The 15,671-nt window shown below is 59.3% G+C and carries 12 protein-coding genes, 1 other RNA gene and 2 pseudogenes; 9 read left to right on the forward strand and 6 right to left on the reverse strand.

The window, feature by feature from the left end; all coding sequences use genetic code 11:
* Positions 1-3: 3 nt before the first annotated feature.
* On the forward strand, positions 4-1,167 hold the full coding sequence (locus DT070_RS00120) for a hypothetical protein (RefSeq protein WP_122953577.1): 1,164 nt from the start codon (positions 4-6) through the stop codon (positions 1,165-1,167).
* A gap of 53 nt (positions 1,168-1,220) precedes the next feature.
* Here the strand turns inward: DT070_RS00120 and DT070_RS21155 are convergent, their stop codons facing one another.
* Positions 1,221-1,442 (reverse strand): hypothetical protein, encoded by a 222-nt coding sequence (locus DT070_RS21155; RefSeq protein WP_153976311.1) that lies wholly within the window; start codon positions 1,440-1,442, stop codon positions 1,221-1,223.
* A 775-nt stretch (positions 1,443-2,217) separates the two neighbouring features.
* Here DT070_RS21155 and DT070_RS00130 point away from each other — a divergent pair.
* Together DT070_RS00130 and DT070_RS21475 are read left to right on the forward strand one after the other, a co-directional pair.
* Positions 2,218-2,475, forward strand: a pseudogene (locus tag DT070_RS00130) (IS21 family transposase); the annotation flags it as partial.
* A pseudogene (locus DT070_RS21475) lies at positions 2,476-2,586 on the forward strand (ATP-binding protein); the annotation flags it as partial.
* A gap of 363 nt (positions 2,587-2,949) precedes the next feature.
* Here the strand turns inward: DT070_RS21475 and DT070_RS00135 are convergent.
* From DT070_RS00135 to ompA, 5 genes are all read right to left on the reverse strand, one after another.
* A complete protein-coding gene (locus DT070_RS00135) occupies positions 2,950-4,161 on the reverse strand; it encodes a site-specific integrase (RefSeq protein WP_122953579.1) in 1,212 nt (403 codons plus the stop codon).
* Positions 4,162-4,374: 213 nt separating this feature from the next.
* Positions 4,375-4,761: a transfer-messenger RNA gene (gene ssrA, locus DT070_RS00140) on the reverse strand.
* A 12-nt stretch (positions 4,762-4,773) separates the two neighbouring features.
* Entirely contained in the window at positions 4,774-5,439 is a 666-nt protein-coding gene (gene gph / locus DT070_RS00145) for a phosphoglycolate phosphatase (RefSeq protein ID WP_122953580.1), read from the reverse strand.
* 79 nt (positions 5,440-5,518) lie between these two features.
* Entirely contained in the window at positions 5,519-6,226 is a 708-nt protein-coding gene (gene ubiG, locus DT070_RS00150; protein ID WP_122953581.1) for a bifunctional 2-polyprenyl-6-hydroxyphenol methylase/3-demethylubiquinol 3-O-methyltransferase UbiG, read from the reverse strand.
* Between the two features lie 66 nt (positions 6,227-6,292).
* Positions 6,293-6,928 (reverse strand): outer membrane protein OmpA, encoded by a 636-nt coding sequence (gene ompA / locus DT070_RS00155; RefSeq protein ID WP_122953582.1) that lies wholly within the window; start codon positions 6,926-6,928, stop codon positions 6,293-6,295.
* Positions 6,929-7,180: 252 nt separating this feature from the next.
* On the opposite strand from ompA, the gene gyrA reads away from it, so the two are divergent.
* From gyrA to DT070_RS00185, 6 genes are all read left to right on the forward strand, one after another.
* A complete protein-coding gene (gyrA, locus tag DT070_RS00160; protein WP_122953583.1) occupies positions 7,181-9,829 on the forward strand; it encodes a DNA gyrase subunit A in 2,649 nt (882 codons plus the stop codon).
* Positions 9,829-10,398 (forward strand): DUF2059 domain-containing protein, encoded by a 570-nt coding sequence (locus tag DT070_RS00165; RefSeq protein ID WP_122953584.1) that lies wholly within the window; start codon positions 9,829-9,831, stop codon positions 10,396-10,398. Before gyrA ends, DT070_RS00165 begins: the two co-directional genes overlap by 1 nt.
* The gene (gene serC / locus DT070_RS00170; protein ID WP_122953585.1) at positions 10,395-11,501 is read left to right on the forward strand and encodes a 3-phosphoserine/phosphohydroxythreonine transaminase; all 1,107 of its coding nucleotides are present in this window, start codon (positions 10,395-10,397) and stop codon (positions 11,499-11,501) included. Before DT070_RS00165 ends, serC begins: the two co-directional genes overlap by 4 nt.
* Before the next feature lie 82 nt (positions 11,502-11,583).
* Positions 11,584-12,666 carry a prephenate dehydratase gene (gene pheA, locus DT070_RS00175; RefSeq protein WP_122953586.1) on the forward strand — a complete coding sequence of 361 codons (1,083 nt, stop codon included), beginning with the start codon at positions 11,584-11,586 and terminating at the stop codon, positions 12,664-12,666.
* Between the two features lie 33 nt (positions 12,667-12,699).
* Positions 12,700-13,578 carry a prephenate dehydrogenase/arogenate dehydrogenase family protein gene (locus tag DT070_RS00180; protein WP_122953587.1) on the forward strand — a complete coding sequence of 293 codons (879 nt, stop codon included), beginning with the start codon at positions 12,700-12,702 and terminating at the stop codon, positions 13,576-13,578.
* 10 nt (positions 13,579-13,588) lie between these two features.
* On the forward strand, positions 13,589-15,571 hold the full coding sequence (locus DT070_RS00185) for a bifunctional 3-phosphoshikimate 1-carboxyvinyltransferase/cytidylate kinase (RefSeq protein WP_122953588.1): 1,983 nt from the start codon (positions 13,589-13,591) through the stop codon (positions 15,569-15,571).
* Positions 15,572-15,671 lie beyond the last annotated feature (100 nt).

A 15,671-nucleotide genomic window follows, 5' to 3' on the forward strand; every position in this document is an offset into this window, starting at 1 on the left:
TCCATGTCTCAGGTACCGAAGATCGTTCAACAGCGCATGATTGAAGCGCTAGAGATGGGTCGCGGCTTGGCGGCTCGAGACTTCCCCGAAGCTGAGCTTATGGGGGAGGCCGGCGCTCTGGGTTCGTCCGTCCTGTTTGGAGACTTCGTAGACCTCCTGCTCCTTCAATGGGGAGATCTGGACAATCAAAACGCCGCGGCGAATGCGATTTGTGAGGGTTTCAAGCGCAACTCCCATCGTGAGGCATTCATCCACGCCGTTGACGCGCTGGTAGAGGCGGACATCAACGATTTCGCGCCGTTTGCAAAAGCGCTCGATTCACGCGCGGGAGACGGCAGCACCTCGATGCACATCCGTGTCGAGGCCGTGGCCGGTCTTACCCGACTCGCGCTCCGGTCGTCAAGGTGGACAACGTATGCCGGCGCTGGAGTTCTTCGTCTCCTTGATGAAGAGGATGACTGGGTGAAGGCTAAGCTTTGCAGGCTAACGTCGATCCTGCACGATCAGCTTGCCTGGGACCAGGCTGTTGAATCGCTGAAAACGCTGACGAGTTGCACAGCCTGTGCTGCAGAAGCACGGCAAGAATTGGGGTTCGTAGAGATGTCCGCCGCGTTCCAAAGCGACAACCTTCTATCCATGGTCGCCCATCTTGCCCAGTCAGCGACATGGTTCGAACAGTGTGCACGCTTTGCAGAGGACGCGCCGAGGGCTCGCATGTACGGAGTTGTGGCGGGTGCCCTATCTAAGTCACTCAATGGCGACTTGACTGCCGCCTTGGATGTCGGCGAACTGGGTAACGATGCTCAATGGGTCGTCAACTACGGCCCGCCAAGGGCAGGGGCGTCTTGGCTCGCACCACCAGTCGAAGCTGAGCTTGAGTGGATACCGTTGCTTGCTCCTCACGACGGTTCGGCCGCAGTTGATCCGTTTTCACTATTCGCTAGCGCTGTGCAAGTATTTGAGAAAGTCCGCGCGGTCCAGGTCACTATCAACGGTAAGCGGGAGTACCGAGCGCCGTCTTTCAGTACATTGACTGAGCGTGCGAGGGCGATGGGACTTGGCCGCACTTGGCTTGGCAACCCCACAGCCTCTAACTTATCCTCAGAAGGCCGAGCTCGCCTTGAAGCTGTTTTTAGGCCGCCGGGAGCATCGCCGGGAAAACATTAGAGGAGTCTGGTACACGGTCAGCCGATCTCCTCGAATCTGTGATGACCGGGCTTTCAGATGCTGATCAAGAGCAGGTCGTCCGCTTTCAGGATTCCTGCGCCATCGTTCAGCTCCCCATGACCGTGGTCGAGCAGGAGATGGTGAGCAAGGTCCTCCATCAACTCGCTAGATCCCCGGATTACAAAGGCAAGGTCAAGGCGTGGTTTGACCTCCTCGTGGTCCGGCTGTGCAAGTTCTTGACTTCGCGCGCAGACCTGGCGGTCATCAAAGGTCATTACAAGTATCTGTCTAAAGTGAAGGACCGATCAAAACTTCCCCACGAATCTGAATTGCAGCTGGACCTAGCCAACTATTTGACAAGCGCATTGGCCACCGTACTGATGGAGGTGCCTTCTGTCGGGGGTGGCCGGACTGACATTTACGTTCCAATGGACGGATTCCGCTTCATCATCGAAGTAAAGCGCACGACCGCTACCGAGTGGTCCTGCTTCAGCGTCCGCCCGCACTCGCTACAGGCAAGTGCATACAGTGTCGCCGACGTTAGGCTAGGCGTGCTTGCAACTCTCGACCTCTCTGTGCGACCACCGGGCACCCCACACGTGATGGAGTGTTTTGGCGTCATCCGACGTCGGCCCTCGCGGACCGACGAGAGGACGATTGTGTTTATGCGAGTAGGGGGAAATCGATCCACGCCGTCTTCGGTGTCCCATTAACCATGGAAACCGTACGCCAGCGGTGTGGAAGCTCCTCCAACGCTGCCAAAGCCTCGTGAATGTTGCAGGAGGTCGAAGCTGCAAGCCACTTTGATAGCGCCCCCGCAGATGGGTATGCGTCAGTTCATTTAGTTGACGTGCGGTAGACACAAATCCGTCAAATTCGATTGAGGTCTGATTATCGTTTTCTCTTGAGGAAACTTCTCAGTTTGGTTTACGGAGGTCGCGGGGTGTTGAATTCCGTCGAAATCTGACCCACTTAGCGCAGTAATTTCCATCCAAAACTGACCCACGTAGGCACTACCCTGCTTGTTTTAAAAGCAGGGGGAAATTAGGAGTGATAGACGTGGCGACATTGAATGTCATCAGACGTTGGGCATTGCGGGATCAGATGTCCATCCGCGAGATCTCAAGGCGTACAGGCCTGGCTCGCAACACAGTGAAGAAGCACCTGCGATCGGAGGAGAGCGAGCCCAGCTACCAACGGCGGGCAACCCCAAGCAAGCTCGATCCCTACGCCGAGAAGCTGGCCACCTGGCTGGTAATCGAGGCAACAAAATCGCGGAAACAGCGGCGCACTTTGAGGCAGATCCACACACACAGATGTCATATCCTTGAGACTGGAAACGACAGCTATCGGTTCAAAAACAGCTCTGCAAAGACTCAGCCCAAAAAGGAGAAAACCAAGAACTTATCCACATCGTGAGCACCTTCTGCTCACAAAGAGTGTGGGTCAAAATTCGATGGAAAACTCGGGTCAGACTTCGGTGCAATTCAACAGTCAAATCTGGCTGTTCGGCATGCGAAAGCTTGATTCGACACCTAATTTTAATGGCCTGCCCACGCCAGGGGGCCACTAAATGACTTTGCCAGGGCGCGAAAAACTGCAGCCATTTCATTGAGGCTGCGATAAAAATAGTTCTGCTTTACCCATCGCACCCGTTAGAAAACGGGTGAATGTACGTTGCAAGTAAGTCGATCAAGCTTTACGATGACAAGCTTTTATTTGAAATCAACGACTTACGTCCGAACTTATGGCGGAGAGGGTGGAATGTGCAGTGATCCACTGCTAAATGGACCTAAGGCTATCAAGATAATCTGCCCACTTTTGCATCATCAATACTCTATGCGTCAGGTACTGTGTTCGGTTGTACGCCCTACCGTTCGCATCTTTTACTGCATGAGCTAATTGCGCTTCAATGATCAAGGGATCGCAATCTAGACGCTCGGCTAACATTGTTCTCGCCGTTGCTCGGAATCCGTGCCAAGTCTGTAGCTCCGAGGAGTATCCAAGCGATATCAGAGCAGTACGAACGGAATTTTCAGAAATAGGCCGCTCATGATTTCGCTCGCCTGGAAACACGAGCTTGCTATGCCCTGTAAATGGATGCAGGCCGCGCAAAACTTCGACGGCCTGCCTTGCAAGCGGTACGAGGTGAGGCTCACCGTTTTCCTTGCCCTCCACCCCTCGCTTCATCCTGGCAGCTGGAACTGTCCACAAAGCACCCTCCAGATCGATTTCTGCCCAGGCAGCACCCCTGAGCTCACCAGGGCGCTGAAAAACCAATGGAGCCAATTCCAAAGCTGCCTTCACGATCACACCGCCACGGTAGCCCTTTATCGCCCGAAGCAACACCCCAAATTCCTCAGGATCGGTGATGGCGGCGAAATGCTTGCCTCGATAGGGAGTTAGGGCACCCTTGAGACTAGAGGTGATGTCCTGCAAGACCCGGCCGGTTGCCACAGCGTATTGCCAGACCTGCCGGCACAGCATCAACTCTCGATCGGCAGTCTCCACCGCACCACGCGCCTCTACTTTGCGCAAGGTAGCCAGCAACTCAATAGGCTCGATCTCCTGCATGCGCCGATCACCTAGCCAAGGAAACAGATCACGCTCAAATTGGCGCAATGACCTATCCGCGTGAGCCGGGCTCCACTGCGGCAGCTGCTTGGCGTACCACTCCAGAGCCACTGCGCGGAACGTGTCACCCGTCGGATTCGTTGCCCGCAGCTTGGCAATTTTTCTGACCTCTACTGGATTCTGGCCACTAGCCTTTTGAAGCCTAGCGGTGTCCCGCGCCTTGCGGGCCTCAGCCAAGCTAATTGCCGGATAACTGCCGAGCGCGAGGCGCCCTTCTTTGCCGTTAGCGTACGTCTTCCAGAACCAGCGCTTGGAACCAGCAGGACTGACTTCTAGGTACAAACCGTTGGCGTCGGTAAACCGCGCACGCTTCTTTTCAGGCGGGCACAAAGCGTTCTTGCAGTGCTTGTCGGTCAGCATCGGGATTCGGCGTAAAACGGGGTACTTTTCAGAGGGAAACCGGGGAACAACTTTGAATTATGCAGTACTTTTCGATTTTGCTCCCCGGTTTGTTCCCCGGTTTTGCGTTGGCTACCCTTGAATTTCGTTAAATCGTGTTGGACGCAAAAATGGCGATTTACCAATGAAAAAGGCCGTTTACTGAGCTTCAGTAAACGGCCTTGGACGTTATAGTGGTGGAGCTGGGGGGATTTGAACCCCCGTCCGCAAGCCTTGTTCGGGCAGATCTACATGTTTAGCGGTCTGATTTGAGTCTCGCCACCTGTGTCGCGCAGTCGCACGCTACACAGGACGCCAGCACCCTATTTTCTTGCCCCAGGTTAAGGTACCCAGCCCGGAGCCAGCCGATGAAATTATCTTTACAGCCGGGAGCGTTTAACTTGCGCTAAACACCCCTTGCCCAGCCCATCGGCCTGCTGTTGTAAAGCTCACTGGCAATTAAGCAGCGAGTGCGAAACGTTCGTCGTTTGCAGTTAGTTTGTTTGAATCTGTTTTACGAGCGCACTCAGCTCGACATGCACCACACCGCGTCCGAACCCACGTCGAAACCAATGCAGCCCCAGGAGGCCTAGTTTACGCCATTCGCAGCAAATTCAAGAGCGCGGCGGGTGCAGCGATCGTGGCATCGGCCTTCCAGCCCGCGGTATCGGCGGTTTTGCCGAGGTAGCCGTAGGCGGCAGCCACGGTCGGCATGCCCGCGGCGCGGCCCGCGACGATGTCGCGCTCGTCATCGCCGACGTAAATGCAGCGCTCCGGCGCCAGGTCGAGCTGGCGCGCAGCCTCCAGCAAGGGGGCCGGGTGCGGCTTGGCGTGCGGGGTGGTGTCGCCGCTGATGATGGTCTGGGCGGTGTTGAAGAGCGGCATGGCTTTGGTGAGCGGCACCGTGAACCGGGCCGACTTGTTGGTCACCACCCCCCATTTGAGGCCAGCCTGGCTGATATAGGCGATGAGTTCGGCCACGCCGTCAAACACCGAAGTGTTCTCGGTCATGCGCGATTCGTAATTGCGGAAAAACTCTTCCTTGAGATCGGCGAAGCGTTCATCGTCGGGTGTAAGACCAAAGGCCACGGCGATCATGCCGCGCGCGCCGGCGCCGGCCATCGGGCGGTAAAGCGCCAGGGGAAACGATTCGAGGCCCCGGTCGGTGCGCATTTTGTCGGCGGCGGCGCCCAGGTCGGGTGCACTGTCGATCAGCGTTCCATCCAGGTCGAACAGGACGGCGGCTATGTTGTTGAACATGTGGTTGCTCAATGAGAGTAAGAAGAAAGACAGAAAAAAGACGGGAGCGCCGGTACTTCGATGGAAATCGGCCCGGAGCTCAGCTTTTCTGCGTGGCCAACATGTAATTGACGCTGGTGTCAGCACTCAGCCAGTAGTGGCGCGTCAGCGGGTTGTATTCCATCCCTCGCGTTTGCTCAAGCGAGAGGCCCGACGCGCGGCAATAGCCGGCCAATTCACTGGGTCTGATGAGCTTGGCGTACTCGTGGGTGCCGCGAGGCAGCATGTTCAGCACGTATTCGGCACCGACGATGGCGAACAGGAAGGCCTTGGCGTTGCGGTTGATGGTAGAGAAAAACACATGTCCGCCGGGTTTAACCAGCGCCGCACAGGCCTTCACGATGGACGATGGATCGGGCACATGCTCCAGCATTTCCATGCAGGTCACCACATCAAAACTGCCGGGCTGCTCGGCCGCGAGGGCTTCGGCGCTGATTTCACGGTACTGGACGCCCTCGGTTTGGGCCTCAAGTGCGTGAAGCTGGGCGACTTTGAGTGCTTTGGTGGCCAGATCGATACCCAAAACGTCGGCACCTTTGCGCGCCATGGCGTCGGCCAGAATACCGCCACCGCAGCCGACATCCAGCACCCTCAGCCCTTTCAGGGGGATCAGGCCTTCTATCCACCCCAGTCGGAGCGGGTTGATCTGATGCAAGGGACGGAATTCGCTCTCGGTATCCCACCAGCGGTGGGCGAGGTCGGAAAACTTGGCCAGTTCGGCGGGATCAAAGTTATCGCTTGTAGACATGAGGCATTATCGTTGAGGCATAAAAAAACCGCGCCGTAGCGCGGTTTTTTAAGTAATCCGGAAGGATTACTTGTTGGCGCGGGTGCCAACCACTTCGATTTCCACGCGACGGTTCTTCGCGCGGCCTTCGGCGGTCTTGTTGTCAGCAACTGGCTGTTTCTCGCCCTTGCCTTCAGTGTAGACACGGTTTTTCTCGATGCCCTTGGACACGAGATATGCCTTGACGGCTTCCGAACGGCGAACCGACAGCTTCTGGTTGTAAGCATCGCTACCGACGGAGTCGGTGTGACCCACGGCAATGATGACTTCCAGGTTGATGTCCTTGATCTTGCCGACCAGGTCATCCAGCTTGGCTTTGCCTTCTGGCTTGATCACAGACTTGTTGAAGTCAAAGAATGCGTCAGCAGCGTACGTAACTTTCGTTGCGGCAGGAGGAGCAACCGGAGCGGCAGCGGCGGGAGCAGCGGCAGGAGCAGCAGCGGGAGCAGGAGCACCGGCAACAGCAGGAGCAATTGCACCATCGCAACCTGGAGCTGCCGTAGCAGGCGTCCAGTTAGCATCGCGCCAGCACAGTTCGTTGGTGCCGTTTTTCCAGACCAGTTCGTTGTTGCCGTTTTTCCAGTTGTCGATAGTTTGTGCACCAGCGGCGGTAACAAGCGCTGCGGAAGCAAACAACATTGCCACTTTGTTGAGTTTCTTCATGGTTCTCCTCTAGAGAAAAGCCGCAGACTTGCTGCGATTAATAATTTACACGCCTTGAGTGACCATCACTCAAAGCGTTACATCGATTGTGCCACACCTGTCTGAACCATCAAGCGGGGTATCGGCTTCGTCTGACAGAGACTCGAGATTCTTCAGCATTTGTTGCTACCCCGCCACAAGTGGCCACTATAAACTCAAGCCTTAAAATTGAGGGCTTCCCTCAAGCATCCCGAAATCCCAACCAGGCCGCTCATGACCCAGTTCGCTAAAGAAACCCTGCCCATCAGTCTTGAAGAGGAAATGCGGCGAAGCTATCTCGACTACGCCATGAGCGTCATCGTGGGGCGGGCCCTCCCCGATGCAAGGGATGGCCTGAAGCCGGTGCACCGGCGCGTGCTGTTTGCGATGCATGAGCTGAACAACGACTGGAATCGCCCTTACAAGAAGTCGGCACGTATTGTTGGCGACGTGATCGGCAAGTACCACCCGCACGGGGACCAGTCGGTTTATGACACCATCGTCCGCATGGCCCAGGATTTTTCCTTGCGCCACTTGCTGGTCGATGGCCAGGGCAACTTCGGTTCGGTTGACGGCGACAACGCTGCCGCGATGCGTTACACGGAAATCCGCCTGTCGAAAATCGCCCATGAACTGCTGGCCGACCTGGACAAGGAAACTGTCGACTTCGGGCCGAACTACGACGGCAGCGAACAGGAACCGCTGGTCATGCCGACCCGCCTGCCTAACCTGCTGGTCAACGGATCCGGCGGCATCGCGGTGGGTATGGCAACCAACATCCCGCCCCACAACCTGAACGAAGTGGTGGATGCCTGCCTTCATATGCTCAAGAACCCCGAGGCTTCCATTGACGAGCTGATGGAGATCGTGCCGGCACCGGACTTCCCCACAGGCGGCATCATCTACGGCATCAACGGCGTCAAGGACGGCTACCGCACCGGCCGCGGCAAGGTCGTAATGCGCGCCAAATGCCACTTCGAGGACATCGACAAGGGCCAGCGCCAGTCCATCATCGTTGACGAGCTCCCCTACCAGGTCAACAAAAAGACGCTGCAAGAGCGCATGGCCGAACTCGTGCATGAGAAAAAAATCGAGGGCATCAGCCACATCCAGGACGAGAGCGACAAATCCGGCATGCGCCTGGTCATCGAGCTCAAGCGCGGTGAAGTGCCCGAGGTCGTGCTGAACAACCTCTACAAGCAGACCCAGCTGCAGGACACCTTCGGCATCAATATGGTGGCACTGGTCAACGGCCAGCCCAAGCTCTGCAACCTGAAGGATTTGATCCAGGTGTTTTTGTCGCACCGCCGCGAGGTGGTGACACGCCGCACGGTGTTCACGCTGCGCAAGGCGCGGGAACGCGGTCACGTGCTGGAAGGCCTGGCTGTGGCCCTGGCCAACATTGACGACTTCATTGCCATCATCCGCAATGCGCCAACGCCGCCGGTAGCCAAGGCTGAATTGATGCTGCGCCCCTGGGACAGCAGCCTGGTGCGCGAGATGCTCACGCGCACGCGCGCCGACGGCGGTGTGGTCAACGCAGACGACTACCGTCCCGACGGCCTCGAAAAGGCCTTCGGCATGGGCAGCGACGGCCTGTACCGCCTCTCGGAAACGCAGGCCCAGGAAATCCTGCAGATGCGCCTGCAGCGCCTGACAGGTCTTGAGCAGGACAAGATCGTGGCCGAGTACAAGGAAGTCATGGCCGAAATCGACGACCTGCTCGACATCCTGGCCAAACCCGAGCGCGTGTCCATCATCATTGGCGAAGAACTCACCGCAATCAAGCTGGAGTTCGGCCAGACCAAGCTGGGCGCGCGGCGCAGCCAGATCGAACACAGCTCCTTCGACCTCAGCACCGAAGACCTGATCACTCCCACCGATATGGTGGTGACGCTTTCGCACACAGGCTATATCAAAAGCCAGCCCCTGTCAGAGTACCGTGCGCAAAAACGCGGCGGGCGCGGCAAGCAGGCCACGGCCACCAAGGAAGACGACTGGGTTGACCAGCTCTTCATCGCCAATACACACGACTACATTCTGTGCTTTTCCAACCGCGGCCGCCTGTACTGGCTCAAGGTGTGGGAGGTGCCGGCAGGCTCTCGCGGCTCGCGCGGCCGGCCCATCGTCAACATGTTTCCCCTGCAGGAAGGCGAAAAGATCACCGTGGTCCTGCCACTGACGGGCGAAAAACGCAGCTTCCCGGCCGACCAGTATGTCTTTATGGCCACCTCCATGGGCACCGTGAAGAAGACCGCCCTGGACGAGTTCAGCAACCCGCGTAAAGCCGGCATCATCGCCGTGGACCTGGACGCGGGCGACTATCTGATCGGCGCGTCGCTGACCGACGGCAAGCATGACGTGATGCTGTTCAGTGATGGCGGCAAGGCTGTGCGATTTGACGAAAACGATGTGCGCCCCATGGGCCGCAACGCCCGCGGCGTGCGCGGCATGACGCTGGAAGACGGCCAGGGCGTCATCGCCATGCTGGTAGCCGAGGACGAGCAGCAAAGCGTGCTGACGGCCACTCAGAACGGCTTCGGCAAACGCACTTCCATCACCGAATACACACGCCACGGCCGCGGCACCAAAGGCATGATCGCGATCCAGCAGAGCGAGCGCAACGGCAAGGTCGTGGCGGCAACGCTGGTCCACGTGGACGACGAAATCATGCTGATTACTGACAAGGGCGTACTCGTTCGCACACGCGTCAGCGAAATCCGTGAGATGGGCAGGGCGACACAGGGTGTTACGCTGATCGGCCTCGATGAGGGCTCACAATTAAGCGGTCTCCAGCGCATTGTCGAAAACGATGCCACGCTGGACGATATCGACCCAGAAACCGACACCGGCACAGACACCCCCAACACGGAAAGCAATTAATGAAAAAACTGATCACCGCCATCGCGATCGCCGGCATGGCCTGCGCAGCCACTGTCCATGCCCAGACAGACCCCAAAACCGAGCTGGCAAAAAAAGTTGTCGCCTTGCAGCAGGGACCCGAGCTTGACCGGCTGGTCAGCCAGCTTGCAGGCAGCACGGCCCAGGACCTGATCGTCAAATGGGGCCCCCAGCTGGAGGCCAACGTTCCCAAGGCCAAGCAGCAAAAGGCCTCGGAAGACCTCAATGCCGAACTCAAGAAATATGCCGACGACGCCGGCAAGCTGATCAGCAAACAGGTCAGCAAGGTCAGCGCCGAGTCGCTGGTGCCCGCCTATGCGGAGCGCTTCACGGCGGAAGAACTGCAGCAGCTCGCTGCCTTCTTTGAATCCCCCGCCGTCAAAAAATACCAGGCTGCCGCGCCGGAATTGGGAAGTCTCTTTGTGCAAAAACTGGTCGATGCTTCCCGCGCCGATGTCGTTGCACGCATCAAGCAATTCGACGACGCCGCAGTGAAAATCGTCGGTGCCGGCCCGGCCCCAGGAGCGGCCAAGCCACCCGCGAAGAAATGACCCGGCCCTTCAACTTTTCCCCCGGCCCGGCCAACCTCCCCGAGGAGGTTCTGCGACAGGCGGCGGACGAAATGCTGGACTGGCACGGTAGCGGCATGAGCGTGATGGAGATGAGCCATCGCGGCAAGGAGTTCATCTCCATTTATGAAGCCGCCGAAGCTGATTTTCGCGAACTCATGGCGGTTCCAGCCCACTTCAAAATTCTCTTCATGCAAGGCGGCGGTCTGGCTGAGAACGCCATCGTTCCGCTGAATCTTTCACGCGGACATTCCGCCGATTTTGTGGTGACCGGCAGCTGGAGCGACAAGTCGCAAAAAGAAGCCCGCAAATACTGCAATGTGCAGATTGCCGCCAGCAACGCAGAAAACGGGCATACCCTTCTGCCCGAGCCTTCCAGCTGGCAGTTGCGGTCCGATGCAGCCTATGTGCACCTGTGCACCAACGAAACCATCCACGGCGTGGAGTTTCAGGGCCTGCCGGATCTCAAGGCGTTGGGCAGCGACGCCCCCCTGGTGACTGATTTTTCTTCCCACGTGGCGTCCAGGCCTGTTGACTGGTCCCGCGTGGGCCTGGCCTTCGGCGGGGCGCAGAAAAACCTCGGCACCGCCGGAGTCACGCTAGTGGTGATTCGGGAAGACCTGATAGGTCATGCCATGGCGGCATGCCCCAGCGCCTTTGACTACAAGACGGTGGCAGACAACCAGTCCATGTACAACACGCCGCCGACTTATGCGATCTATGTCGCGGGCCTTACCTTTCAATGGCTCAAGCGCCAGACAGAAGGCGGCGCAAGCGGCATTGCCGCCATGGAAAAGCGCAATCTCGCCAAGGCAGAGCTGCTTTACAACGCCATTGACGGCTCGCAGCTCTACCTGAACAAGGTGGGCAAGGACTGCCGCTCACGCATGAACGTGCCGTTCTTCCTGCGCGACGAATCGCGCAACGACGCGTTTCTGGCTGGCGCCAAGGCCCGGGGCCTTCTGCAGCTCAAGGGACACAAGTCCGTAGGCGGCATGCGCGCCAGCATTTACAACGCCATGCCGCTAGCCGGCGTGCAGGCGTTGGTGGCGTACATGCGAGAATTCGAAGAAAAACACGCCTAGGATTAAATACCCCCATGTTCACCTCGTTCGCCGCCCCTGAGTGGGTGTTCAGTGCTGTTCGGGTGGCCGGGCGGCCGCTGATATGACTGCCAACCTTGCTGATTTACGCGTCCAGATCGACGCCCTGGACAGGGAACTGCTCACCCTGCTGAACCGCCGCGCCCAGGTGGCCGAACAGGTCGGGGAAGTCAAAAAGCGTGAAGGTACCCCCTTCTTTCGCCCTGACCGCGTCGCACAGGTCATTGAACAGATCCAGCAGGCCAACCAGGGCCCGCTCAAAAACGAACACGTCGCGGCTGTCTGGCGTGAAATCATGTCGGCCTGCCTGGCCCTTGAGTCTCCCGTGCGGGTCGCGTACCTGGGCCCTGCCGGTACTTTCAGCGAACAGGCTGCCTTGCAGTTCTTTGGCGCCAGCATCGAACACGTCCCGTGCATCAGCATCGACGAAGTCTTTCGCTCCACAGGGGCCGGCAGCGCCAGCTACGGCGTGGTTCCGGTTGAAAATTCCACCGAAGGCGTGGTGTCGCGTTCGCTCGACCTGTTTCTGAATTCGCCCCTGCACATCGTGGGCGAAATCAGCCTGATGGTGCGCCACAACCTGTTGCGCCTCTCGGAATCCCTCGAAGGCATCGAAGCCGTCTATGCGCACCCTCAGGCGCTGGCGCAATGCCAGGGATGGCTGACCACGCATTTACCCCAAGTAGACCGCCGCACCGCCTCCAGCAATGCCGAAGGCGCGCGCTTGGCCACCACCAACCCCGCCTGGGCGGGCATCGCGAGCGACCGCGCTGCCACGCAGTTCGGCCTGTATACGGCAGCCCACGCCATCCAGGACGATGCGTTTAATCGCACGCGTTTTGCGGTGGTATGCCTGCCGCAGACGCTGCCCTCGCCACCGGCTTCCGGCAAGGATTGCGTCAGCCTCGTGGTGTCGGTGCCCAACCGTCCGGGCGCCGTGCATGACATCCTCATGCCGCTCAAAGCCCACGGCGTCTCCATGACCCGCTTTGAATCGCGCCCGGCGCGCTCAGGGCAGTGGGAGTACTATTTTTATATCGACCTGCAGGGGCATCCGTCGCAGGACCATGTCAAAGCGGCGCTGGCCGACCTCCAGCAACTGTGCGCCTTCTACAAGGTCCTCGGAACCTACCCCGTCAGCGATTAATGCAACGATTCACACAACCTTTGGTATCACGACATGTTTGAACAATTGGGTCTCATTGGATGCGGCCTGATGGGTGGCTCTTTTGCGCTGGCGCTCAAGCGCGCTGGCCTGGTCAAGCGCGTCGTCGGTTACAGCAAATCCCCGTCCACGACCGAGCGTGCGCGCCAGATGGGCGTGATCGACGTGGAGGCGCCCTCGGCATTGCTGGCGGTCTCAGGGGCGGATATCGTGTTGCTCGCCGTGCCGGTGTCGGCCACGGAAGCGACTTTCAAGGCCATCCGGCACCTTGTCGGCCCCAACACGCTGATCATGGATGTGGGCTCGACCAAGCGCGATGTGGTCGATGCCGCGCGGCGTGTTCTGCGCGACAACGTCGGCTCTTTTGTGCCTTGCCACCCCATAACCGGCAAGGAAGTCTCGGGTGTTGAACATGCCGACGTGGACCTGTACGCCGGCAAGCAGGTCATCCTGACGCCGATTGAGCGCACCTTCACCGTCCAGCTTCAAAAAGCCACCGACCTGTGGACGGCCCTCGGCTGCCATGTCCTCAAGATGTCGCCGCAGGCCCATGACGCCGCCTACGCAGCCGTCAGCCACCTCCCCCACCTGATTGCCTTTGCATTGATCAACGGCATCACCGGGCAGGAGCACGGCAGAGACTACATGTCGCTGGCCGGCCCGGGCTTTCGGGACTTCACGCGCATCGCAGCCAGCGACCCGAAGATGTGGCGCGACATCCTGATCGCCAACCGCGAAGAACTGCTGGCGCAGTCGAAAATCTTCCAGGAAACCCTGCAGTCTCTTGAGCAACTGATTTCCACCAGCAGCGGCGACGTCCTGGAAGCGCTGATCGAAAAGGCCAGCGAAACCCGCGCCACCTGGCGGATCTCTTCACAGAAATCGCACAAATAAACCGCGATCCATGTTCGATACCGAGTTCCTGGATCTTCCGCCACTGAGCAGAGCGGGCGGCGCCGTTCGCCTGCCCGGCTCCAAAAGCATTTCCAACCGCGTCCTGCTGCTGGCGGCCCTGAGCCACGGCGAAACCACCGTCCATGACCTGCTGGCCTCGGACGACACGGCTGTGATGCTGACCGCACTGCGGCAGCTCGGCTGCACTGTCAGGCAGGACGCAAATACGGCCGTGATCGCCGGCCTGGGTGGGCGCCCCGTGCAGACGCCGGCCAAGCTCTTCATGGGCAATGCCGGCACGGCCATGCGCCCGCTGACCGCCGCCCTCGCCCTGCTGGGCGGAGAGTTCGAGCTCTCCGGCGTTCCGCGCATGCACGAAAGGCCCATCGGCGACCTGGTCGATGCGCTCCGCCAGCTGGGCTGCGCCATCGATTACCTGGGCAACGAAGGCTTCCCCCCTCTCAAACTGCGGCCGGGCCAGTTGAAGCTGGATGAGCCCATCAAGGTGCGCGGCGACGTTTCCAGCCAGTTCCTCACGGCCCTGCTGATGGCCTTGCCGCTGGTCGCCAGCCGCGACATCCACATTGACGTGGTGGGCGAGCTGATTTCCCGGCCCTATATCGAAATCACCCTCAAGCTGCTTCAGCGCTTCGGCATCGATGTGCAACGCCAGGGCTGGGAGCGGTTTACGATTCCTGCCGGCAGCCAGTACCAGTCGCCGGGCGACATCCATGTTGAAGGCGACGCCTCATCTGCTAGCTATTTCATAGCACTAGGTGCAATAGCGACGCCGGCTGGAGGCCAAAAACACATAGAAATCCTGGGGGTGGGCGCCGACTCCATCCAGGGCGACATCCGCTTTGTCGAGGCGGCCCGGATGATGGGCGCGCAGATCGAAAGCACGCCGAACTCGCTGCGCATTTCGCGGGGTTCATGGCCGCTCAAGGCCATTGACCTGGACTGCAACCACATCCCCGACGCCGCCATGACGCTGGCCGCCATGGCGCTGTATGCCGACGGCACCACCACCTTGCGCAACATCGCCAGCTGGCGCGTCAAGGAAACCGACCGCATCGCCGCCATGGCCTGCGAGCTGCAAAAACTGGGCGCCACGGTCGAAGAAGGCGCCGACTACCTCAAGGTCACCCCGCCCGACCGGTGGAAGGCCGCGGCCATCCATACCTACGACGACCACCGCATCGCCATGTGCTTTTCGCTGGCCGCCTTCAACCCGGCCCAGTTACCAGTGCGGATTCTTGACCCGAAATGCGTGGCCAAAACCTTCCCGGACTACTTCGAGACATTGTTTGAAGTGGCCGAAGCCGAAACTGCCCATATCCCGGTCATCTGCATCGACGGCCCGACCGCGTCCGGCAAGGGAACGCTGGCGTCCCAGGCGGCGCACCGGCTGGGCTACCACTACCTGGATTCCGGCGCCCTGTACCGGTTGAGCGCCCACGCCGCCTCGCTGGCCGGCATCTCGCTGGACGACGGCGCCGGCGTCGCTGGCGTGGCCCGCACCATGCCGGTGCGTTTTCAGGGCGACCGCATCTTCCTCGGCGCCGACGACGTTTCCGACGCCATTCGCACCGAGGCCGCGGGCATGGCGGCCTCCCGGGTATCGGCCCATCCGGAAGTCCGGGCGGCCCTGCTGGAGCTGCAGCACAGCTTTCGGCGCCTGCCCGGCCTGGTCGCCGACGGCCGGGACATGGGAACTGTCATTTTTCCGGCGGCGCCACTCAAAATCTTCCTGACGGCCAGCGCCCTGCACCGGGCCGAACGCCGGCATAAGCAGTTGATTTCAAAGGGAAATTCGGCTACAATAGCCGCAATTCAGCAAGATTTAGAGGCACGCGATGCCCGCGATTCGTCGCGAAAAGCCGCCCCTTTAAAACCTGCTGATGACGCCCGCCCCCTGGACAACTCCTATTTGTCGATTGAAGAATCGGTAAAGCAGGTGCTTGACTGGTGGCAAGGCACCCGGCCCTTCTGACCCCCGACGCGCACCCTGCGCATGGTGAGCAGGTTCATTAACGTAACCCGCGGTCTTATTCGACGTTTGACCGCACAAAACCGCCGCATGCAGCTATAAA

Origin of the sequence: Polaromonas sp. SP1, assembly GCF_003711205.1 — a bacterium.
In the GTDB taxonomy this organism is placed as follows: Bacteria; Pseudomonadota; Gammaproteobacteria; order Burkholderiales; family Burkholderiaceae_C; genus Polaromonas.